14 protein-coding genes are annotated in these 22,607 nt (G+C 63.0%); 6 read left to right on the plus strand and 8 right to left on the minus strand.

Features of this window, described 5'->3' with window-relative positions; all coding sequences use genetic code 11:
• Nucleotides 1-37 precede the first annotated feature (37 nt).
• Nucleotides 38-499, minus strand: coding sequence for a 4Fe-4S ferredoxin (locus J0909_RS03405; RefSeq protein ID WP_207260470.1), 462 nt, complete (start codon nucleotides 497-499; stop codon nucleotides 38-40).
• A complete protein-coding gene (locus J0909_RS03410) occupies nucleotides 489-1,553 on the minus strand; it encodes a 4Fe-4S dicluster domain-containing protein (RefSeq protein WP_207260472.1) in 1,065 nt (354 codons plus the stop codon). The genes J0909_RS03405 and J0909_RS03410 overlap by 11 nt, the downstream gene beginning before the upstream one ends.
• 383 nt (nucleotides 1,554-1,936) lie before the next feature.
• On the opposite strand from J0909_RS03410, the gene J0909_RS03415 reads away from it, so the two are divergent.
• The 4 genes from J0909_RS03415 (at nucleotide 1,937) to J0909_RS03430 (ending at nucleotide 6,914) form a co-directional block, all read left to right on the plus strand.
• A complete protein-coding gene (locus J0909_RS03415) occupies nucleotides 1,937-3,265 on the plus strand; it encodes a citrate synthase (RefSeq protein WP_207260474.1) in 1,329 nt (442 codons plus the stop codon).
• Between the two features lie 67 nt (nucleotides 3,266-3,332).
• On the plus strand, nucleotides 3,333-4,112 hold the full coding sequence (locus J0909_RS03420) for an NAD kinase (protein ID WP_207260476.1): 780 nt from the start codon (nucleotides 3,333-3,335) through the stop codon (nucleotides 4,110-4,112).
• Nucleotides 4,113-4,247: 135 nt separating this feature from the next.
• Nucleotides 4,248-6,125 (plus strand): DEAD/DEAH box helicase, encoded by a 1,878-nt coding sequence (locus tag J0909_RS03425; RefSeq protein WP_207260478.1) that lies wholly within the window; start codon nucleotides 4,248-4,250, stop codon nucleotides 6,123-6,125.
• 3 nt (nucleotides 6,126-6,128) lie between these two features.
• Nucleotides 6,129-6,914: a hypothetical protein gene (locus J0909_RS03430; protein WP_207260480.1), complete on the plus strand. Its 786-nt coding sequence runs from the start codon at nucleotides 6,129-6,131 to the stop codon at nucleotides 6,912-6,914.
• Nucleotides 6,915-6,926: 12 nt separating this feature from the next.
• Here the strand turns inward: J0909_RS03430 and J0909_RS03435 are convergent, their stop codons facing one another.
• The gene (locus J0909_RS03435; RefSeq protein WP_207260481.1) at nucleotides 6,927-7,967 is read right to left on the minus strand and encodes an HD-GYP domain-containing protein; all 1,041 of its coding nucleotides are present in this window, start codon (nucleotides 7,965-7,967) and stop codon (nucleotides 6,927-6,929) included.
• A gap of 247 nt (nucleotides 7,968-8,214) precedes the next feature.
• On the opposite strand from J0909_RS03435, the gene J0909_RS03440 reads away from it, so the two are divergent.
• A complete protein-coding gene (locus tag J0909_RS03440) occupies nucleotides 8,215-11,592 on the plus strand; it encodes a hybrid sensor histidine kinase/response regulator (protein WP_207260482.1) in 3,378 nt (1,125 codons plus the stop codon).
• Between the two features lie 7 nt (nucleotides 11,593-11,599).
• Here J0909_RS03440 and J0909_RS03445 read toward each other — a convergent pair whose 3' ends face one another.
• The 4 genes from J0909_RS03445 to J0909_RS03460 all read right to left on the minus strand — a co-directional run bounded on the left by J0909_RS03445 (nucleotide 11,600) and on the right by J0909_RS03460 (nucleotide 16,639).
• Nucleotides 11,600-12,499 (minus strand): Lcl C-terminal domain-containing protein, encoded by a 900-nt coding sequence (locus J0909_RS03445; RefSeq protein WP_207260483.1) that lies wholly within the window; start codon nucleotides 12,497-12,499, stop codon nucleotides 11,600-11,602.
• Complete coding sequence (locus J0909_RS03450; RefSeq protein ID WP_207260484.1) at nucleotides 12,496-13,854, minus strand: dihydrolipoyl dehydrogenase family protein; 1,359 nt, start codon at nucleotides 13,852-13,854, stop codon at nucleotides 12,496-12,498. The genes J0909_RS03445 and J0909_RS03450 overlap by 4 nt, the downstream gene beginning before the upstream one ends.
• A 170-nt stretch (nucleotides 13,855-14,024) precedes the next feature.
• The gene (locus tag J0909_RS03455) at nucleotides 14,025-14,624 is read right to left on the minus strand and encodes an SET domain-containing protein (protein WP_207260485.1); all 600 of its coding nucleotides are present in this window, start codon (nucleotides 14,622-14,624) and stop codon (nucleotides 14,025-14,027) included.
• A gap of 11 nt (nucleotides 14,625-14,635) precedes the next feature.
• On the minus strand, nucleotides 14,636-16,639 hold the full coding sequence (locus J0909_RS03460; protein WP_207260486.1) for a GNAT family N-acetyltransferase: 2,004 nt from the start codon (nucleotides 16,637-16,639) through the stop codon (nucleotides 14,636-14,638).
• Between the two features lie 631 nt (nucleotides 16,640-17,270).
• Here J0909_RS03460 and J0909_RS03465 point away from each other — a divergent pair.
• Nucleotides 17,271-20,792, plus strand: coding sequence for a cadherin-like domain-containing protein (locus J0909_RS03465; RefSeq protein WP_207260487.1), 3,522 nt, complete (start codon nucleotides 17,271-17,273; stop codon nucleotides 20,790-20,792).
• Between the two features lie 187 nt (nucleotides 20,793-20,979).
• Here the strand turns inward: J0909_RS03465 and J0909_RS03470 are convergent, their stop codons facing one another.
• Nucleotides 20,980-22,593, minus strand: coding sequence for an aldehyde dehydrogenase family protein (locus J0909_RS03470; protein WP_207260489.1), 1,614 nt, complete (start codon nucleotides 22,591-22,593; stop codon nucleotides 20,980-20,982).
• Between the last annotated feature and the right edge of the window lie 14 nt (nucleotides 22,594-22,607).

The raw sequence follows: 22,607 nt of genomic DNA on the forward strand, positions 1-22,607 counted from the left end.
TCCCCTCTCAGGCTATGGGAATGGAGTGTGTTGGGAACTATTTTCGCACGGCGTAGGCCGAGACGCCGCGCATCAAGGCGACCAACGCCAGAACGCCCAGGACCATGAACAGGATAAGGTGCGCCCATTCGATGGTCAGGATGTACGCCGGGTCCAGGGTAACGCCGGGCAGGTTGCGGTAGACGCGCAACAGGCCGGACAGGAGCAGGCCGCCGACCACGGCGACACGGGCCGCGCCCAGGCCGGTCAGGCGGAGCGTGCGCCCCCACCCCTTGAGCCAATTGACGGCCGCCAGGGCCGCCAGGAAAAGGAGCATGGCCCCGAGCACGTAGTGGATTTTGTGGACCAGGTAGAAATCGCCGGTCCAGGCCATGCCCGGAATGGTGGTCAGGGCGTAGCGCTTGGCCAACGGCATCTGCGTGAGCCCGGTGAAGCTCAGGGCGGCCACGAGGAAAATGAACAGCCGGGATATCCAAGCCGGATAGGGTCTAGTCTTCATGGCCGTCCTCCCCGGTGTTCAACAGCTTGGAACCCAGGCCGAGCACGCCTGCGGCAATGCCCGCCACCGGAGCGATGAACGCGGCCGTCGCCAGGTTGGTCTCATCGGCCATGACGTCCTTGACCGGTCCCATGGGCGGCCTTCCCGGACCGAGCGCCTTGGCCTTGTCCGCGGCCCGAAGCTTTTTGTCGGCACCGGGGCCGGAGTCCTTGTCGATGGCCTGGTCGATCAGCCCGAAAGGCACCGGGGAAACGTACAGGGTATTGGTCCCGCCGTTTTCCTCCAGCCCGTAGACGAACCCGTTCATCTCCTCGGCCAAAGCCTTGGCCCGGGCCACAATCTCGGCACGCGGGCCGATGGTCTGCACATTCTCCGGACAGACTGCGATACAGGCGGGCAACTCGCCCTTGTCCAAGAGCTGATAACAGCGGTCGCACTTGTACATGACCCCGTTTCCCGCCAGGCGCGGCATGAGGTGACGGTAGAGCCCCACTCCCGACTGGCGCTGGGGAATATGCCACGGACAGACGGTCCGGCATTTGGCCCCGCCCATGCACAGGTTCGGGCTGATGCGGGTCAGGCCGTTGACCTGTTTGTTGGCCGCGCCGAAGGGACACATGTTGGCGCAGGGCGGATTCTGGCAATGCATACACCGCCGGGGTATATTGATGTCAAAGGACTCGCCCCGGTACTCGACCTGGGCGTTCTGGAGGAACAACCAATTATAGGGAGTCAGCCGATCGTCCACGTCGCGCAGGTCCGACCAGTCCTCGGGTTTGGCCCGACGGGACGGCAGCATTTCCGAAAACGGCTTGACCGGCTCCGGGAACTTGTCGGCGTTGGACTCGCGGCAGGCCTCGACGCAGGCCCCGCAGCCGATACATTTGGACAGGTCGAGCAAGGTGGCCAGTTCCCCGTCCGAAGGAGCGGGCACGCGTTCCTGCGCGGCCAGAGCGGGGGCGGCCGGAACGAGCGCCCCGGCGGAGCCGACGCCCAACGCCTTGAGGAATCCGCGTCGACTGACGGTTCCCGTCCGATGTTTCTTCTCTGCCATGTAACTTCGCAACCTCTGGTTCATGCTGTTTGCGGACCGGACATCCTTCCGGCATACACAAATACCCTATAGGGGTATATCGTGAAAAGTCAACCCCGGCGACCCGGCCGATCAAAGTCCCGGCCACCGCGTGGCGCCGCCGGGCGAGAATATCGTATTTTTAATGTTAACATATTGTAATAAATGAAGTTAGCACAAAACCGTCCAACGCGGCATTTGACACCGCAACCTTTTTTATTATAGATACCCCATTCGGATTGTAAGTCCATTCTTGATCGGAAGCTTCCATCGCATGGTACGGCCTGACCTCCAAGGGCCGACCGGAACCAGGCCAGACGACCGAATTTCCTTCGAAACCCGACACTGGCCGGGAGGCTTGACGTATGACTCCCAGAGGTAACGAGATGCTCAAAGACGACAAATGCGCCTGCGGCAAGACCGCCAAACTCATCATCGACGACCAGACCTATGAACTGCCGATACTCGTCGGCACCGAACACGAACACGCCATCGACATCACCAGCCTGCGAAACACGACCGGGTTCATTACCTATGATCCTGGCTACGCAAACACCGGCTCGTGCAAGAGCGACATCACCTTCGTGGACGGCGAAAAAGGCATCCTGCGCTACCGGGGCTACCCCATCGAGGACTTGGCGGCCCACGGCACTTTCATCGAGACCGCCTATCTGCTCATTTTCGGCGAGCTGCCCACCCGGGCGCAACGCCACCAGTTCCGCGACCTGCTGAGCGAGCAGGAGCTGCTCCACGAGGGCCTCCGGCACCATTTCGAGGGCTTCCCGTCCACCGGCCACCCCATGGCGATCTTATCCGCCGTGATCAACGCCCTGGGCTGCTACCACCCGGACCTGTTGGAGATCACTTCCAAGCAGGACTTCCTGCGGGCCGCGGCCAAGATCATCTCCAAGGTCCGGACCATCGCGGCCTGGTCCTACCGCAAGGCCCAGGGGCTGCCGTTCATGTACCCGGATCCGAAGCTCTCCTACTGCCGGAACTTCCTGCACATGATGCACTCCATCCCGCACCGCCACTACGACCCCACGGACGCCCAGGTCCGGGCCCTGACCCTGTTCTTCCTGCTCCACGCCGACCATGAGCAAAATTGCTCCTGCTCCACCGTGCGCATGGTGCAGAGCACCGAGGCCAACCTGTTCGCCTCGGTCTCGGCGGGCATCTGCGCCCTGTGGGGGCGGCTCCACGGGGGAGCCAACGCGGGCGTCATCGAAATGCTTGAAAGCATCCACGCGGGCGGCTCGTCCATCCCCGAGTACATCGACAAGGTCAAGAAGAAGGAATGCAAGCTCATGGGCTTCGGCCACCGCATCTACAAATCCTTCGACCCCAGGGCCAAGATCCTGCGCAACGCGGCCCACGAGATGCTCGAATCCACGGGCAACGACGACCCGCTGCTCGACATCGCCCTGGAATTGGCCGAAGCGGCCCTGAACGACGACTACTTCATCGAACGCAAGCTCTACCCCAATGTGGATTTCTACTCCGGCATCATCCTGCGCGCCCTGAATATCCCGGTGAACATGTTCACGGTAATGTTCGCCATCGGCCGCATGCCCGGTTGGATCGCCCACTGGTACGAGGCCTATGCGGACGGCACCACCAAGATCCACCGGCCGCGCCAGATCTACACCGGCCGCGAGCCCCGGGTCTACGTGCCCCTGGATTCCAGGCTCTAACTGACAGAATCGGAGGCCCCGCCCAGGGGCCTCCGCTCCTTGCCCCCACCGGAAACCCGCCCCCCCGATGCACATCGAAAAAAGAATCGAAAAGATCGCCTGCCTCGCCTCCGACACGCCCAAGGCACGGGCCGGGCTCAAACTGCTGTCCGAACGCTACGACCTGGTCCCGACGGACGAGGCCGACGCCCTGGTGGCGCTGGGTGGCGACGGATTTCTGCTCCAGACCGTACACGAGCACCGGGCTACGGGTATACCCATCTACGGCATGAACCGGGGGACCATCGGCTTCCTGCTCAACCGCTTCGAAGCCGACGGGCTCATCGAACGGCTCAACATGGCTCACCGGCTGGTCCTCAACCCCCTGGTCATGACCGCCGAAACCGTGACCGGGCAGACCTATTCGGCCCTGGCCTTCAACGAGGTGGCCCTGCACCGCTATTCCCAACAATCGGCCAACATCCGGGTGCGCATTAACGAACGCGAACGGCTGAAACGGCTCATCTGCGACGGCATCATGGTCGCTACCCCCGCGGGCAGCACGGCCTACAACCTGTCGGCCCACGGCCCGATCATCCCGCTCGGGTCCAACGTCCTGGCCCTGACCCCGGTCAGCCCGTTCCGTCCCCGGCGCTGGAACGGCGCGCTCCTGCCCCATTCCGCCGTGGTGGAGTTCACCATCCTCGACCCAAAACACAGGCCCGTGGGCGCGGCCGCCGACTCCTTCGAGGTCCGCGACGTGCGGAAAGTATGCGTCGTCGAGGACCACTCCCGCCCCGCCCTGGTCCTGTTCGACCACGACCACTCCCTGGAGGAGCGCATCTTCAACGAACAGTTCGTCCATTGACCGGGGGGGCTCCCACCGCCGTATTGTACAACTGGGCAAATACGGTATAGTATTCCCCGCAACGAACGAATTTCCCATTCCGGCCCCTGCAACAAGTCATCAATGGCCGGAATCCACATCACACAGTAGGTACTAATGGAAAACGACACACTGCATCCCGAAAACGGGAGCGACACACCGGAAAACGGCCCCGCCCCGATCACCTTCGAAACCTTGCCCGAAAAACTGCGGCAGGCCTGCGACCGCGCCGGATGGGACAAGCTCATGCCCGTCCAGGAACGCGCCATCCCCCTCCTCCTCGCCAATCAGGACGTCATGGTCCAAGCCCGGACCGGTTCCGGCAAGACCGGCGCCTTTGTCCTGCCGCTCATGGAAAAACTCGATCCTTCGCGCCACACCTGCCAGGCTCTGGTCATGGTCCCCACCCGTGAGCTGGCCAAGCAGGTCGCCCAGGATGCACGCACGCTGGCCGGCGAAGACCTCAAGGTCGTGGCCGTATACGGCGGCGTGGGCTACAAGGAACAGCTCGACGCCTTCCGCGAGGGCGCGAACCTGGTGGTCGGCACCCCCGGCCGTATCCTGGACCATCTCATGCGCCGCAACCTGACGCTTGACGACCTGCGCGCGGTCATCTTCGATGAAGCCGACCGCATGCTTTCCGTGGGCTTCTACCCGGACATGGTCGAGGTCAAACGCTACCTGCCGCGCAATATCGACGGCGCGTTCATGTTTTCGGCCACCTTCCCGCCCAGCGTGCTGCGCCTGGCCGAGGAGTTCATGGTCAAGCCGGAATTTCTGAGCCTCTCCTCGGACGAGGAAAACGTCTCGGCCATCGCCCACCAGTTCGTGGAGGTCCCGGCCATGGGCAAGGAGCGCAAGCTCATCAAGCTCATCGAGCTGGAAAACCCCACCTCGGCCCTGATCTTCTGTAACACCAAGCGCAACGTCGAGTTCACCGCCGCCCTGCTCGCCCAGTTCGGATTCGATGCCGAGGGGCTGACCTCGGACCTGACCCAGAACAAACGCGAGGCGCTCATGACCCGCATCAAAGCGGGCAAGCTGCGCTTCCTGGTGGCCACGGACGTGGCCGCGCGCGGCATCGACATCCCGGAGCTGTCGCACGTGTTCATGATGGAACCGCCCGAGGACCCGGAGTCCTACGTGCACCGTGCGGGCCGCACCGGTCGTGCCGGAGCCACGGGCACGGCCATCACCCTGGTGGACGTCATCCAGCGCATCGAGCTGGACCGCATCGCCGCCCGGTTCAAGATCCATTTCGAGGAGATCAAGGACCCCACCGACGACGATGTGACCGCCATCATCGGGGAACGGCTGACCGCCATGCTGGAAAAGAAATTCCGCAAGCTGACCAACCTGCAAAGGGAACGGGTCTCCCGCTTCCTGCCCGTGGCCAAGAACTACGCCGAGCATGAAGATTCCCTGGCCCTGCTGGCCATGCTTCTGGATGAATTGTACCAGCCCACCCTGCACGGCAAGCCCGCAGAACCCGGCGTCACGTCCGGCGTAGCATCCGAATCCCAGCGCGAACGGCCCGCCCGCAATCGCGGCGGCCGCAATCGCTCATCCGACGGCCCGTCCGACGAGCGGAGACAAACCCGCCCCGCCCGGCAGGAAGCGCCTGCCGAACGGCGTCCGCCCCGTCCCGCTCCGAGCGAAGCGCCCGCCGAGCCCCGCAAGGCCAGCCCCGCACAGGATGCGGCACCTGCCAAGCCCCGCAAGGCCGCGCCCGCACCGGCGGAGACGCCCGCCGAACCGCAACCGGCCAAGGAACGGCCCCAAAGCACCGAGGAACCGTCCCGGGCAGCCAAGGAGCAATCCCGCCCGCCCCGTTCCCGGAGCAAACGCCCGGCCCGGCCCAAAGAAGACGGCCCCGATGAAGAGCGGCTGTCTCAGCCCGAACGCGAGACCGCGCCGTCCGACGGCGAAGACGATTCCAAGGCCAAGGTCAAGCGCCGCCGGCGCAGAAGGCGCCGCAAGCCCTCGGGCAATTAGTCCGTGGGCCGAACCCTGATCCTCGGCCTGGCCGCCGGCTATCACTATGGCGATGTTCGCCCGTTTCTCGTCTCCCTCGACAGGGCGGCGTATGCGGGCGATCTCGTTTTGTTCGTCTCCGAAACCACCCGCGGAACGGAGCGCATGCGCGCCCACGGGGCCCGGCTCCTGCCCATGGTCCGGCGCCCCGGCCTGGAAGCGGTGCCATGCAATGCCCTGCGCTACTTCCTGTACCTGGATTTCCTGAAGAGCGAAGCCGCGGACTGGGACCGCATCCTGATCAGCGACGTGCGCGACGTGGTCTTCCAGCGCGATCCCTTCGCCTTCCCCTGGCCCGACGGCCTCTGCTGCACCCTGGAGGACCCTTCGGCCACCGTGGGGTCCTGCCCCTTCAACAGCCGCTGGGTCCGCGCACACCTGGGCGAAGACGCCCTGCAGGCCATCGCGGACCGGCCCGTGTCCTGTTCCGGGACCACGGTGGGCGACCAGGCCTCCATGCTCGCCTATCTCGAAGCCATGACCGGGCGGCTCCTGCCCCCCTCCGCGGGCGAATGCATGGCGGGCTACGACCAGGGCGTGCACAACCACCTGATCCACACCGGCGCGTTGGACGGGCCGACCCTGTTCGACAACGCGGGCCCGATCCTGACCCTGGCCCAGACTCGTGGCGAACCAACGGTCAACGGGCGCGGCGAAGTCTTGAACCGGGCCGGGCGCACGGCCCACCTGCTCCATCAATACGACCGCAAGCCGCTGTTGTTCAAAATGATCCGGGAACGGTTCGCCTGATCCGGTTGGCCGTTATTCGTCGAAAACGTCGTCTCCGACGTTGGCCTTGATCTCGCGCATGGCGTCGAGATTATCGAGAAAGAGGTCCGTCAGGCGGGGATCGAAATGGCGGCCCCGTTCGTCGCGGATGTACCCGCATGCCTTTTCTTCAGGCCAGGGAGCCTTGTAGGGACGCCTGGAGGTCAGGGCGTCGAACACGTCGGCCAGGGCCACGATACGCCCTTCGAGCGGGATATCCTCCCCCGTGAGCCCCTCGGGATAGCCCGAGCCGTCCCACCGCTCATGGTGGCTCAGGGCGATGCGCCGGGCCATGATCATGAGCCGATTGTCCTGCTCCCCGATGATCTTGGCCCCGATGGTCGTGTGGGTCTTCATTATCTCCCACTCGTCCGGGTCGAGCTTGCCGGGCTTGGTCAGGATGTGGTCGGGGATGCCGATCTTGCCCACGTCGTGCATGGGCGCCGCGCTGTGAATAAGGTCCGTTGCTTCCTCGTCCAGCCCGGCGGCCCGGGCCAACACCCGGCAGTAGCCGCTCATGCGGACGATGTGCAGGCCGGTCTCGTTGTCCTTGTACTCGGCCGCCACGCTGAGTCTGCGGATGATTTGCAGCCGGGTCTCGTAGAGATCGCGGGAACGCTCGGCTACCTTGCGCTCCAGGGCCAGGTTCTGATTGTGCAGGGCCAGATGGGTACGTACCCGGGCCAGGACCACGGCGGGGCTGATGGGTTTGGTGATGTAGTCCACTCCGCCCGCCTCGAAACCCCGGGTTTGGTCCTCGTCCTGGTCACGGGCCGTGACGAAGATGACCGGGATATTCCTGGAACGCAGGTCCTCCTTCATCTCCCGGCAGACCGTGTAGCCGTCCATCTCGGGCATCATCACATCCAGGAGCACAATGTCGGGCGGGGTCGAGGAACGGACGACGTTCAGGGCTTCCGGGCCGTTGAGCGCGGCCAGGACACGATACTCATCCTTCAAGGTTTCCACCAGCAGGTCAAGATTCGTCGGAATGTCGTCCACAACCAGTACGGTCTGTTTTTCCCTGTCCGCCATGCGCTCCTCCGTAGGTTCCCCGGCAAGGGCTTTCCAAAATCATTCCCACCGCGCCCAGCGCGGGCAATTATAATCGATATTTCCCCTCCCCTCCCGTCCGAGCTCGGGCCAACGGCCGCCCCAGAGGTAGAGCACATCATGTCACCATGCGGGGAAATATTGGATTATAATACTTCGCACGTATACTTTTTGTTATACACAGGTCAATATAGATCAAACAAGACAAAATCCCGGACACGAGAGGCTCATGTTGAAACATTACTCCGATATTTCCCTGGCCGCCCGCAGCTTTCTGGGGACTATTTTTTTCCTGACCGGACTGGCCGCCTTGGGTCTCTATTCCCTCTACGATCAGGAGGCCGAGTCCATTGTGGACGCCCTCCAGCTGAATGAATCCATGCACAACCAGATGGTGGCGCAAAGCGTCAACCTGGACCTCAAGAACCTGTTCATCGACCTCTACCTCGTGGCCAACCACGTGGACACCAAATCATTTCTTCAATTCCGCACCAAGCATGCGCGGCAAGACCTCGAAGCCGAACTCCTTTCCCTGTGCTCCATCAGCGAAGCCTACGACCAACTGCGCATTCTGGACACCGATGGCATGGAGCTAATCCGGGTCAACTATAACAACGGGCACCCCGAGGTTGTTCCGCCGGACAAGCTCCAAAACAAGGCGAGCCGATACTATTTCCAAAACTCCCTGCCGTTGAAGAACGGCGAGATTTACATCTCCCCTTTTGACTTGAACATCGAGAACAATAAAATCGAGGTGCCCCTGAAGCCGATGATCCGGGTGTCCACGCCCGTGTACGACGACACCGGATGCCGCATCGGCATCGCCATCCTCAACTATCTGGGCCAACGGATCATCGACCGCCTGGACGACGACAAGAAGACCCAGGACAGCATCACCATGCTTCTCAACGAAGATGGCTATTGGCTCGCCTCGCCCTACCCCGAGCGGAACTGGGCCTTCATGTTCAAAGGCCGCGAAAACCTGCGCTTCGACCTGGAACATCCCCGGGGTTGGGCCAAAATCCAATCCATGAACGAAGGCCAGTTCTCCACCCCCGCGGGTCTCTACACGGTCGCCACGGTCAGCGTCAGCCCCCAGTCAGCGAATTCCGCACTCAAGGTGGCCGAATCCCACAGCTGGAAGGTGGTCTGTCTGACCCCGACAGCCGCAATCAAGGCGCACCTGGACCCGGTGCGCGGCCACTACCTGGCCATCTTCGGACTCGTTTTCCTGATGGCGTCCCTCATCGGACTGACCCGGGCCCGGTTCACCGCCGCCCGCGAGCGCAACGCCCGGGAACTCGAATCCGCCCGGCTGGCCGCAGAAGAGGCCAATCGGACCAAGAGCGATTTCCTGGCGCGCATGAGTCATGAAATACGCACGCCCATGAACGCCATCATCGGCCTGACCCACCTGGCGCTCAAGACCGACATGACCGTCAAGCAGTCGGACTACCTGACCAAGATATCCCTGTCGGCGAATTCCCTGCTCGGCATCATCAACGACATCCTGGACTTCTCCAAGATCGAGGCGGGCAGGATGACCGTGGACGAGGCGGACTTCCTGCTGGACGATGTGCTCAACAACATCATCAACATGCTCGGCTTGGCCGCGGAACAAAAGGGCATCGAATTTTTGCTCATGGTCTGCAGTTCGGTGCCGAACCGACTCCGGGGCGATGCGCTCCGACTGGGCCAGATCCTGCTCAACCTGACCAACAACGCCATCAAGTTCACCCAAAAGGGCGAAGTCATTCTGCGGGCCGACCTCCTGGAGCAGGACGGAACCAGGGCGCTCATCCGCTTCAGCATCCGGGACACGGGCATCGGCATCGGCCCGGAACACCTGGACAGGCTGTTCCAGCCCTTCAGCCAGGCCGACGGCACCATCACCCGCCAGTTCGGCGGAACCGGCCTGGGGCTGTCCATCTCCAAACGGCTGGTGGAAATGATGGGCGGCGAAATGAACGTGATCAGCGAACCCGGCAAAGGCAGCGAGTTCTCCTTCACCCTCCCGCTGAAGCTCCAACCCAATCATGCGGACGACACATTCCAATATCCCACCGAAATCCGGGGACTGCCCGTCCTGGTGGTCGACGACAGCAAGATGTCCCGCATGGTGTTATGCAAGGTACTTGAATCATTCACCTTCAAAGTGGTTGAGGCAAGTTGCGCCACCGATGCCCTGGCCTTGCTGGAAAAACGGGACCAGGACGACGACCCCATCAGGCTGGTCATCACGGACTGGAACATGCCGGATACCGACGGTATCCAACTGGTCCTGCGCATCCGTAAGGCCCCGGGCATCCGGCACAAGCCCAAGATCATCATGCTCACGGCCTACGGGCAGGAATCCATTCGCCGCCGGGCCGAGGCGATAGGCCTGGACGGATACATGCTCAAGCCCTTCAACCGCTCCATCCTGTTCGACACCATCATGGACACCCTGAGCGACAGCGTCGAGAACAAGCCCAAACGCTCATCCCGCGCCGAACATTCCGGGGTGCCGAGCAACCTGCCCGGCACGCACATCCTTCTGGCCGAGGACAACGAGATCAACCAACAGGTGGCCCGGGAAATTCTTGAGGGCGCGGACATCAAGGTGTCCATCGCGGACAACGGCCGGAAGGCCATGGAAATGGCCCTGGCCGGGAATTACAACGCTGTGCTCATGGACATCCAGATGCCGATCATGGACGGCTTCAAGGCGGTCAGGGGCATCCGCAAAGGGGGCAAGACCTCCTTGCCGATCATCGCCATGACTGCGCACGCCCTGGTGGGCGACCGGGAAAAAAGCATTGAGTCGGGCATGAACGATCACGTGACCAAACCCATCGACCCCGTTGAACTGATGAAGACGCTGTCCCATTGGTTGCCAGAGCATCGCGAGGAAACAGCGCCCTCGCCGACAAAAGCCGAGTCCGGCGGCAGCCCGGCCAACGGTTCGTCCGGGGATTCCGGGGTCATGCCCAACCTGCCCGGCGTGAATACGGCCCAGGCCCTGGACCGATTGCGCGGCAACGAAAAACTCTACCGGAAATTGCTTGTGGATTTTGCCCAAGACGGCAACATGCTCCTTCAAAAGCTCATGGCTGACGCCGACGACGAGCGGTTCGAATCCTGCCGCGCCGTGGCTCACAACCTCAAGGGCGTGGCCGGCAACATCGGAGCCGACCGACTGCGCGAAACTCTGGCCCGACTCGAACAATCACTCTTCGGCGGCCAGGGAGACCTGCACACCCGCTTGAACGAGGTCCTGCGGGAGGCCCACCGGGTGATTGACGGCATCCTCGAAGCGGTCCCGCCCGAAACGGAAACCGAGACCCCGGGCGACGACCAGGGCCGGGTGCGGGAAGAAGGAATCCGGAACATCTTCCCCGAGATGGAAACACTTCTCACCTTGCTCGAACGCCACGACATCGACGCCCAGAAGGCCTTTAGCGCTCTACGCGAACGACTGCGGGAAAACGCCCCGGCCCACGCCAAGGAACTGAGCCGACTTGTCGATCAGTTCAACTTCACCACCGCGGCCCGGGATCTGCGCGAACTCATGGATCAATGCAGGGACGCGGAATACCCGAAGGAACGGTCCGGCTCTGAAGACTGACGCAGGTTCAGGCCGAACGCACGGCCCAGGCGTGGAACTCGGCCCTCGCCTTGAAGCCCACGCCCACTGCGCCCTTGTGCAGGTAATAGCAGAACGACCAGGACGGATCGTAGCCGCTGTCCGTGGCCGACCAATAGGCCTCGCGCACGGCCTCGAAGGGGTGCCCTTCCGGCAGGGCCGGGTCCGCCCGCGAACAATCGGTCAATGATTCCAACTCCATGATGGCGGGCAGCCGCCAAGCCAGCCCGGTCTCCCCGGCCAGCGCGGACACGGCCCGTTCCGCCACCTCCCGATCGACCATGCCCCCGGTCAGGTCGGTCCGTTTTCGCCAAACCAGGCCGGTCATGCGGTCCTCGACCTCGGCCTCCCGCACCAGAAATCTCGGCTCGGGCCAAGGACGCCCCAGGCGCAGGTCCCCGTCCTGACCGGTCCCGGCACACTCCAGGGGATTACCGTTCACGTCGAAGCAGCCGGTCTGCCCGGTGGCCCACAAGACCCCGGACGCCCCTCGCACGGGCCAGACCACCGCATCGTCCTCCTTGCGGCCGAAAAACATGCGCCCGCCACTGAACTGCACCCACCAGGCATAGGCGTGGTCCCGGGCCGAGGTGGTGGAAGTCCAGCACTTGCCCGCCCAGACATGCTGGAAGGGGTGGCCCGGCGGCAAGGCCGGTTCCCGCGCGGCCTGGTCCACGAGGGAATAAAGCTCCCGTCGGTTGGGCAGCCGCCAGTCCGAAAAACCGAAACGGTTGCCCCGGTTCATGTCCGCGATGAAGTCAAAGGCCTCCGGCCAGGACAGGCCCGTCTCGGCGGGCTGGGCCAGCCGGGACCAGACCAGGCCGGTGGCCGCATCCTCCACAACCTCGCCCCGGACCGTGAAGCGGATCAAGCCGTCGGATCGGGTCATCCCAGCATGTACCTCACGGCGTAGCCAAAGGATGGATAGGCCCACGGCTGGGCCAGGAGGTCCTCACGGGTCAGGTTGCAGCGAATGGCCAGGCCGAAGATGTTGGCCACCTCCTCGGCGTGGGCGCCCAGGTAGTGCGCCCCGAGAATGCGGTCGGTGCCCCGTTCCACCAACACCCGGTAGCCCGCGTGGTTCATGCCCAGACGACGGTGTTCGGACCACTTGGCCGCATCGCCTTCATAGACCTTGAAGTCATAGCCCTGTTCGCGGGCCTGTTCCTCCAAGAGCCCGGCGCAGGCCAGGACCGGATGGGTGAAGACAGCGCCCGCCGTGCCACCGAGGTCGGACCGGGCCGAGCGTTCCTCCAGGATGTTGCGGACCACCGTCTCGGCCTGCAAGACGGCCACCGGGGTCAGGGGATGCCCCGGTTCGGCGCAGTCTCCGGCAGCATAAACCACGGGATTGGAGGTGCTGCGCATGTATTCGTCCACCTTGATGCCGTGCCCGCCGCTCTCCACGCCCGCCTTGTCCAGGCCGAGCCCGTCCAGATCGGGTACACGGCCCGCGCCGGACACGGCGGCTGCGGCCACGAACTCCATCTCCACGTCGTCCGGGCCGTTGACGAACACGCGCACGCCGTCGTCAAAGGGTTCCACGGCCTTGACCGGATGGTTGACGTGCACGGCCACGCCCTGGTCTTGCATGGCCAGGATCAGCTTGTGGCTCAGGCTTTCGTCAAATCCTTTGAGCACACGCCCGCTGCGGTGCAGAATGGTCGCCCGGGCCCCGGACGCGGCCGCAATGCCGGCGAACTCGAAGGAGATGAATCCGCCGCCGATGAAAATCATGGACTCGGGCAGGGTTTCGAGATCCAGAAACCCGTCGCTGGTCAGCAGCAATTCCTCGCCGGGGATGCCGAGTTTGCGCGTCACAGCCCCGACAGCCACGACGATGTGCCGGGCCGAGAGCGGGCCGAGATCGTCCACCTCCACCGTATCCGGGCCGGTAAACCGGGCCCGCCCGTGGATGGTGGTGATGCCTCGGCCGTGAAAGGAATCAAAGACCGCGCCGGAGATGGGATCAATGACCGAATGCTTGTAGCGCATGAGCGCGGCCCAATCCACACGGGCGTTCCCGGCCACGCCGTGCCCGGCCATGTCCCGCACGCGGACGACCTCATGGGCCATGTCGGCCAGAGTCTTCTTGGGCTCGCAGCCCCGCAGAGGGCACACTCCGCCCCAGCCGTTCTTCTCCACCACGGCCACGTCCAGCCCGGCATCGCCGAGCTTGCGGGCGACGATGCCGCCCGCCGGGCCGGAACCGATCACGATCACATCGAATGTCTGTCTGGTCACGGGTCTTCTCCGGATTGTCCAAATCGCGTTGCAGGATAGGGGGCCGCCCAAGGCGAACCCGTTTCAACCATCCTCGCATATTCGCACGGAATGTAAAGGGCGGGACGGCTTTCAAATAACCATCCCGCCTCTGGGCGAAAAACAGGAGTACGGCAGTCTGCCGCGCCGCGTCAGCAGGCCGGTTCGGCCAACCACTTGAGGCTGCGCACCGACGAATAAGGGGCCCTGCCCGTCAGGAAGGCGTCCAAACGGACGCGCGATTCGCCCGTCAGCAACGGCAGCAAAGGCTGGTCCACCAGTGGGATGCGCACCAGACTTTCGCGTATGCGCTCGTCCCACTCGTCGCCGTACACATCAATGTCGTCCAACCGCAGATGCTTGCGGCAGTTCTCGCAGCCGCAACAGATGTCATACGGTTCCTGGATGTTGAGCAACCCGTACTCGGTGGTCAACTCCTCTCCGGCCGCCATGTCGCGAACCGCGATCTCCAGGCCGTAGTCGGTCATCATGGTGGTCGGCAGGCAGTTGTGGTTCATGTACCGGGCGTGGTCCCAGCTCAGGATCAGGTTGCCGCACTTGTCGTGGTACATGTAGGTCTCCATGGCCGCCCGCTGGGGCTCGGGCAGAGCACTGAACGCTTCCGGGCTCAGGCTCATGTCGAAACGGTCGCGAACGACCACGATGGTCCCCCGGGGGATGGGCCGGGTGGCGAACACGCCCACGCCGATGGCCGGGTCCCCGGACAGGACCCTGGTATGGGGATGGATCACTTGCGTCCTCGCTAATAGATGTAGCGCACCTGGTGCCGTTCGGCCTCGATGCGGTTGTAGATGGAGCGCATGATGCGCTCGTAAAGCGCATCGCCCAGGACCAGATCCTCGATGCCCGCGTCCACATTGGGATTGTCGTTGACCTCGATGACATAGGCCTTGCCGCCCATGTCCTTGAGGTCCACTCCGTAGAAACCGTTGCCGATGAGGGACGAGGCCTGGATCGCGGCCTTGAGGATGTGCGGCGGGACCTCTTCCACGGGCACGGTCTCGGACCGGCCGCTGAAGTCCTCGCCGTCCTGGTCGTCGCTCTCCTGCCAGTTGTAAATCTGCCAGTGATTCTTGGCCATGTAGTATTTGCAGGCGAAAAGAGGCTTGTCGTCGAGCAGCCCCACCCGCCAGTCAAAAGCCGACACCAGGAATTCCTGGGCTATGACCAGGTCCGTGTGCTTGAACATCTCGACCAGCTTGTCCCCCAGTTCCTCCACCGAGCTCACCCGGAACACCCCCAGGGAAAAGGAACTCTCGGGCAGCTTCAGGACCAAGGGCAGGGGCAGGGTCCGCAGGAAATCGGACGTGCATTCCTTGCGCGTCAGATGCCAGCCACGCGGCTGGTTGGCGCCGGCGTGGGCCAACCGCTCCTGGAGATAGACCTTGTTGGAGCACAGCATGATGGACCAGGGGTCGTCCACGACCACCAGCCCCTCGGTGTAGGCGTGCCGGGACATGGCGTAGGTGTGATTGTCCATGGCCGTGGTTTCGCGGATGAACAGGGCGTCGAACTCGCAGATGCGCCGATGATCCGCCTTGGTGATGAACTCCACGAAGAAGCCCACTTTTTCCGCCGCCTTACGGAACTTCTCCAGGGCCATGGGCGAAGACGGCGGCGTGGGCTCCGCCGCGTCGGCCAGGATGGCCAGGTCATACTGGTAACGCTTGAGCTTGGGCCGGTTGTAACGCTTCTTCAGGCAAAAAGCCTCCAGCGCGGTGCGCAGCAGCTCGGGCCAGTCCCGGGCCACCTGCCGCAGGTGCAGGAGCTTGACCTTGCGGAACTTCCAGCCGTCCTCCTGACGCTCCATAGTGATGGTGAAGAACGGAACCGCGAACAGGGAAAAAAGCTTGCGGGCCAACTCCGCCCGGCAGGGATCCGGGGTGCGGCCCAGAAGGATGGTCAACTCCAGGACCCCGCCCTTGCCCGGCAGTGCCCTGGGGTGGATGGTGTCCTTGATCTCGTCAAGCAGACTCTGCGCCACCAGGGGCGTGGTCACGTCCTTGACGGTCATGACCGAGGGGGTCACGCGGTGATTGCGGGCGGTGGCCAGCAGGGAGACGTAATAGCCCATGGAATGGGTCTTGTACGAGGTGCACAGATTGAGGACGTGAAACCGGTTGGACCCGGCATAATTGGTGTCCGCCAGGTAATCCGTGGCCGACACGAACTGGACGCCCGGGCAACAGTCCCGAACCCGGCCGGGTTCGTCCACAACGATGACCACGCTCTCGGGCGACCCGTCGCGGTTTGCGGGCGATAGGACCATGCGCACGGCGGGCTCGTTCGGGCCGTAGTAGCCCGGCAGGGAACGCACCGGCTCGAAACCGAACTTGCGGTACCAATTGACCAGCTTGGGGTTGTTCATGTCCGCTTCCAGCGTGACGCGCTCGTAACCATGGCTGGCCGCAAACTCCACGATATGCCGGATCAGGGCCTCGCCCAGGCCAAGCATGCGGTATTCCTTGAGCACGGCCAGGGAATAGATCCGCAGGGAACGCTTGTACTGAAAGACCACGGCCCCCCCCGCCGGGACCGGTTTTTTGCGTTTGGCCTTGCCCTCGATGACCAGCGCCATCTGGGACGGGCTCTGGATGCTGTGGCGCAGGCTGGCTCGGGATGCGCGCCGGTTCTCGCTGAAACCGGTCCGCTCAAGGATTTCGAGAAGGGGCAGGTCCTCCAGGGTCGCCGGACGAACGGAAGAGGACGAAAAGGAGACGGACGACGTCTCGCACGCAAGGCTCATGAAGCCTCCCGAAGTTGCAGGCCACCCGGGCCGTGACAATACGCCCGAGAATGGGAATCCCATATACCGGGTCTTACGGCAGGTAAATAGAAATCGAGGGGGACCCGCGCACCTTTTTTGAAGAGCGGTCCAGCCCCCTTCTACCGCTGCGGACCGGGATTTTGCCGCGGCCTGGCAGACAATGGAGCACGGCGATACGGGCGGCTGCCAAAGCGGATGGCGGGAAACTAAGCTTTGCGAAATCCTTCCTGGGGATAAATTCCTTCACACCAATATCGAAAATTTATTATTATTTTCTATTTTATGGGAAATAGTCCATAAATTCATAATGATAATTATTATCAATCATTTGTTTAAATAGTTGAAAACAACTCTCCGTCAAAACAATTTTCCACATATTTGTGTGCAAACCCCTGCTTGATTGCACTTTGTTATGGTGGAAACCTCTTTTCCCCTCCCCTGCTCCGCCCCTGCTCCCGGACACCTTTCGAAGGCGTTTTAAACAGCTAAACACCTTGGGATAACACACTTTATTCCTGTACCCGTATTTATAGCCGATTCGTATATTTAAGTGGACCAGAAAAATACGCACGACGACCCGATATATTTCATACCTTCAAAGGAGGACATCATGACCGACACCAGCACCACCCAACGCCCAGTAATCCAGGTTTCGCTGCCTGGTGCGGGCCAATCCGCCTCGTATACGCTGACGGCGGACGCATTGGTACGGTTCACCTTTGACCTCGCGGAAGCGGAGTTCATCGGCAACGGCAACAACCTTGAAATTCTCGTTGAAGGCGGCGGCCGAATCATCCTGTTGGACTATCTGCCCCTGGCCGACGCGAACACCCTGCCCGTATTCGAGATGCTCGACGGCCAACAGATCGAGGGCGAGGTCTACCTCTTCGCCTTTGAAAACGACCAGCCCGTGACCGAGCAGGATATTGAAACTGCGGCGGGCGCGGCCACTTCCGGCTCCGGCGCGGGCGATTACAACGACGATCCCGGCGCCCTGTTCGACGGCCTGGACGCCCTGGGCCCGCAGGGTGACGCCTACGGCAGCCAGACCTTCCCCACCCTGGAGCCCGCCACCATCGACCTGCCCGAAGCGGGGCCAATCCCCCCGGTGGCCGTGGACGACGTCAATCAGGTCATCGAGAGCGGCTGGAACCGCGAAGGCGGCGAAAACGGCCATTACGAAGGCCAGGACTCCTTTGGCTTGGCCACCGGCAACTTGCTGCTCAACGATTATGACGGCGACAACATCGACTACCCCGAGACCGGCGGCATCCAGACCGAACTCATCGTCAACACCATCGACTTCCCCGGCAACGACTTCACCGGCAACAACCCGGGCCCGACGGTCGTTTCAGACACCGGCACCCAGGTCAACGGCCAATACGGCACTCTGACCGTATCCGCCGACGGCTCTTATGAATATGTATTGGACGAAACCCTGGCAGCCCCCCTGCGCCAGGGGCAGGAAGTGCTTGAGCAGTTCCTGTACACGGCTGCGGACCCGGACGGCAACGTGAGTAACACCGCCACCCTGACCATCACCGTGGCCGGAACCAACGACGCGCCCGACGCCGTTGACGACGTATCCACCGGCGTTATCGAGCAGGGCACTGAAATAGCGGGCATCGCCGCCGTATACGGCAATGTGCTGCACAACGACTCCGACATCGACAACGTGGGATACGAGGACCTCGACCCGGCCTACCGGGATCTGCTCCCCACCGACCCCGACGGCCTCGTGGAACTGGGCGTGGTCGGCATCTACAGTTACGGTTCCGGCCAGCATGACGGCACGCCGGACGCGGACGGCAACCTGACCGTGCAAGGCGAATTCGGCACCCTGGTCATCAATGGCGATGGCTCCTACGAGTACACCCTGGACCAGACCAGGGCCGACCCGCTGAACATCGGCGACACCCCGGACGAATACTTCGGCTACGCCATGTGGGATGGTGAAAAGTACGATTACGCCTACCTGCGTATCCCGGTGAACGGCTCCAACGACTCGCCCGTCGCCACCGTGGACGTGAATTCGTTTACCGAGGCGATCGACGACGCGGTCCCGGGCGACGTGTCCGGCAATGTCCTGGCCAACGACACGGACATCGACAACGTGGACCTCGGCGACGGCGGCACTCCCGAATTGACCGTATCCGACGTCGAGTACTCCGGCCCCGCCACCCCGCCCGTGCGGGTCAGCGATGCCTACACCGCCGATCTCGTCATTGAAGGCCGGTTCGGTACCCTGTACCTGAACAACGACGACAGCTACCACTACGTCGAGGACAAGACGGCCACCGACCCGCTGAACAGCGACGATCCGGCGGTCACCGACGTCTTCACCTACGAGGTCAACGACAACCAGACCGGCGGCGCACTGACCGACACCGCCACCCTGACCATCATCATCGGCGGGGCCAACGACTCGCCCGTCGCCACCATCGATACGCACGGCTTCACTGAGGCGGTGGATGACGCCCCGGCCCGCGCCGTATCCGGCAACGTGCTCGAAAACGACGCGGACGTGGACAACGTGGACCTCGGCGACCTCGGCACCCCCGAACTCACCGTGGACTCCATCGCTTACTCCGGCACAGGCACCCCGCCCGCACGGATCAGCGAGTTGTACATATCCGACCACATCGTGGAAGGAGAATTCGGCACCCTGTACCTGAACGACGACGGTTCCTACATCTATGTGGAAGACAAGGCGGCCACCGATCCGCTGAACAGCGACGACCCGGCGGTCACCGACGTCTTCACCTACGAAGTCAGCGACAACCAGACCGGCGGCGCGCTGACCGACACCGCCACCCTGACCATCACCATCGGCGGGGCCAACGACTCGCCCGTCGCGGTTCACGACGGTTCACACGAAATATTCATCACGAACACCGTGGAAACCGTCATCGACGACTGGAGCGGCGTGTCCGGCTCGATCATCTACGGTCCGGGCTACACCGTGACCGCCGAAGCGTTCGACACCGAAAACAACCCAATCAGCGACGTTCAGTTCACCACCTGGGGCAATGATCAACATCTGGGCATCTACACCAACGGCACGAGCGACGACCAGAAGGTTGACGATCAGAACGGCAAGGAACAGATCACCTTCGAGTTCGACACTGCGCAGAGCTCGTTCAGCATCGAGTTCATCGCCCAGGGCAACAACCACGTCAACGCCTGGGTCTACCCCATCGGTGGCGGCGCCCCGGTCATGTACGAAAACGTGGGCAACGCGGTGTTTATCACCCCGGGCTTCGAGTTCGATACCATCGTCTTCATCCCGGACGGTTCCTTCGGCATGGAGAGCCTGACCACGGTCACCGGCGGCGACAACCTGCTGACCGGATCGGCCGAGGGCAACGTTCTGGCCAACGACTACGACGTGGACAACGTGACCTTCGACGACGCGGCGGCAAGCGGCGATCCGAGCCTCATGGAACTGACCGTGAGCGACATCGACTCCAGCAACGTACCCGGCAACGCTCCGAGTTCGGGTTCCGACCTGGACGGCGACTATTGGACCGTGGACGGCGAGTTCGGCTCGTTGAAGATCTACGAGACCGGCGAATGGTCGTACACCCCGACCCCGGAAACGGACGGCGAAGGCGGCTGGCAGAACCTGGACCACAGTGTGGCCGATGTCTTCGAGTACACCGTGTCCGACGGATTCGGCGGCACCGATACGGCCTTCATTGAGGTCTCCCTGAACGTCAACACTTCGAGCGCGACCGGCGGTTCCGGCACCCTGGCGGGCAGCGCCGGCAACGACGTCCTCTTCCCGGCGGACGGCGACACCGTGTCCTCCGGAGCCGGTCACGACACCATCGTTATCGACCCGGTTCACCTGGGCGACGATACGGGCACGGTCAACGTCGCCGACTTCAGCGACGACGACCGCCTCGCGCTCGGCAACATGGAAGGAGCGAACGTAACCATTACTTCGGACAGCAACGATGTCAGCCTGGTGTTCTCCGACATCGACGGAAGCGACGACATCACGGTCAACCTGCTTGGGGTGGCTCCGGTGCACGACGCGGTGAATCAAACGGTGGAAATTACCACCAGTGCCGATCTGAACCAGCTCGTTCAGACCATCATCGACTCCGGCAACGACAGCATCCTCTAGGCGATCTGGGCCGGTCCGGCATAGTGCCGGGCCGGATGCCGCCGGACAGTCCTCCTGTCGATGACATGGGCAAGATGAACGAGAGAACGGACAAACCGTCGAGAAACGAGACACCTTACACCGAGAGGCTTGGAAGTCGCCTTCCAAGCCTCTCCTCTTTTCGACGCGAAAGACGGACGCGATCCGGCTACATGATGAAGTCCGTGGACAGGAAATTGGACATGTGTTCGCGAGCGATGTCCGAGAGCAGTTCCTTGTTGCGCGAAGTCCCCTTGGCCGCCACCAGCGTGCGGATGGAGAAGCAGCGCAGGGCGTCACCCACGGACAGGGTACCCTCGGCCGAATCCTTGCGGCCGGTGAAAGGGAAGACGTCCGGGCCGCGCTGGCACAGGCAGTTCACGTTCACCCGGCAGACCTGATTGACCATGGGGTCCACCAGGGAAGCCACCTCGGCCGCATCGTCGCTGAAGATGGACATCTGCTGGCCGTAGCGGGACTCGATGATATAGCGGATGGGTGTTTCCACGTCCGCGAACGGGACCACGGGGACCACCGGGCCGAACTGCTCCTCATGATAGACCTTCATCTTCTCGTTGACCGGATAGACCACGGCGGGATGGAACAGGGAGCGGTCCACGGCTCCGCCACCCGGATTGACAATCCCTGCCCCGTGGGCCTCGGCGTCCCGCACCAGATCGGTCAGGTACTGCGTCTTGCCCGGCTCGGGCAGGGGCGTGATGCGCACACCCTCTTCCCAGGGCATGCCGAGGGGCATGGTCCCGAGCTTCTCGACAAAGCGGCGCAGGAACTCGTCCACGATATTCTCGTGGACAAAGAGGATCTTGAGCGCGGTGCAACGCTGGCCGCTGAAGGACAGGCTGCCGGACACGGCCTCGGAAACGGCCAGGTCCATGTCGGCGGACTCCATGACCACGCCCGCGTTCTTGGCCCCCAGACCGAGGATGCAGCGCAGCCGGTTGGGGCTCGGATGGGACAGGCGCATGGCGTTGGCCGCCTCGCTGGAGCCGATGAAGGCCAGAACGTTGATGGCCCCGGATTCGAGAATAGGCGTAATCATGCGCCTATTGCCGAAAAGCAGGTTGACCACGCCCGCCGGGAAGCAGTCGCGGAAGGCCTCCATGAGCGGGGCGAACAGGAGCTTGCCGTGGCGCGGAGGCTTGATGATCACGGGGTTGCCCATGAGCAGGGCCGGGATGAGCGTGGCAAAGGTCTCGTTCAGAGGATAGTTGTACGGGCCCATGCTCAGGGTCGGCCCCAGCGGCGCCCGACGGATCTGGGCGTAGATGCCGGACTCGATGACGAAACGCGACGAGGTCCGGTCCAGTTCCTTGAGGGCGTCGATGGTGTCCCGGACGTACTCGATGGTCCGGTCGAACTCCACCCGGCACTCCTTGAGCGGCTTGCCGATCTCCCAGAGCATGAGGCGAACGATCTCGTCGCGCGCCCCGATCATGCGGTGGGTAAAGTCCTCCACATGCGTGATCCGCTCGGCGACGGACATGGTCGGCCAGGCCCCCATGCCGTTGTCCCAGGCCGCCCGGGTTGAGGCCACGGCAGCGGCCCCTGCCTTCTCGTCCATGACCGGGCATGAGCCCAGGTGTTTGGGGGCGTAGACCCCATTGATGGCGGTTTCGATGGCGGAATCGACGCGTTGCGTCTCCCCCTCCCAGCGCTCGATGCGGCCGTGCAGCAGATATTCGGAAACCTCAAGCGGGGAGTCGATGCGGAAGCATTCGGGAATCGTGGATTCTTCGGGAAATAGCGTGGTTGATGTGCTCATGACGTCTCTGACTT

The organism is Desulfovibrio sp. Huiquan2017, assembly GCF_017351175.1.
Taxonomy (GTDB): Bacteria; Desulfobacterota; Desulfovibrionia; order Desulfovibrionales; family Desulfovibrionaceae; genus Pseudodesulfovibrio.

Bases quoted from the DNA above. Each gene is read 5' to 3' on its own strand.
- J0909_RS03405 (WP_207260470.1), bottom strand. From the start codon at position 499: ATGAAGACTAGACCCTATCCGGCTTGGATATCCCGGCTGTTCATTTTC.
- J0909_RS03410 (WP_207260472.1), bottom strand. From the start codon at position 1,553: ATGGCAGAGAAGAAACATCGGACGGGAACCGTCAGTCGACGCGGATTC.
- J0909_RS03415 (WP_207260474.1), top strand. From the start codon at position 1,937: ATGACTCCCAGAGGTAACGAGATGCTCAAAGACGACAAATGCGCCTGC.
- J0909_RS03420 (WP_207260476.1), top strand. From the start codon at position 3,333: ATGCACATCGAAAAAAGAATCGAAAAGATCGCCTGCCTCGCCTCCGAC.
- J0909_RS03425 (WP_207260478.1), top strand. From the start codon at position 4,248: ATGGAAAACGACACACTGCATCCCGAAAACGGGAGCGACACACCGGAA.
- J0909_RS03435 (WP_207260481.1), bottom strand. From the start codon at position 7,967: ATGGCGGACAGGGAAAAACAGACCGTACTGGTTGTGGACGACATTCCG.
- J0909_RS03440 (WP_207260482.1), top strand. From the start codon at position 8,215: ATGTTGAAACATTACTCCGATATTTCCCTGGCCGCCCGCAGCTTTCTG.
- J0909_RS03445 (WP_207260483.1), bottom strand. From the start codon at position 12,499: ATGACCCGATCCGACGGCTTGATCCGCTTCACGGTCCGGGGCGAGGTT.
- J0909_RS03460 (WP_207260486.1), bottom strand. From the start codon at position 16,639: ATGAGCCTTGCGTGCGAGACGTCGTCCGTCTCCTTTTCGTCCTCTTCC.
- J0909_RS03465 (WP_207260487.1), top strand. From the start codon at position 17,271: ATGACCGACACCAGCACCACCCAACGCCCAGTAATCCAGGTTTCGCTG.
- J0909_RS03470 (WP_207260489.1), bottom strand. From the start codon at position 22,593: ATGAGCACATCAACCACGCTATTTCCCGAAGAATCCACGATTCCCGAA.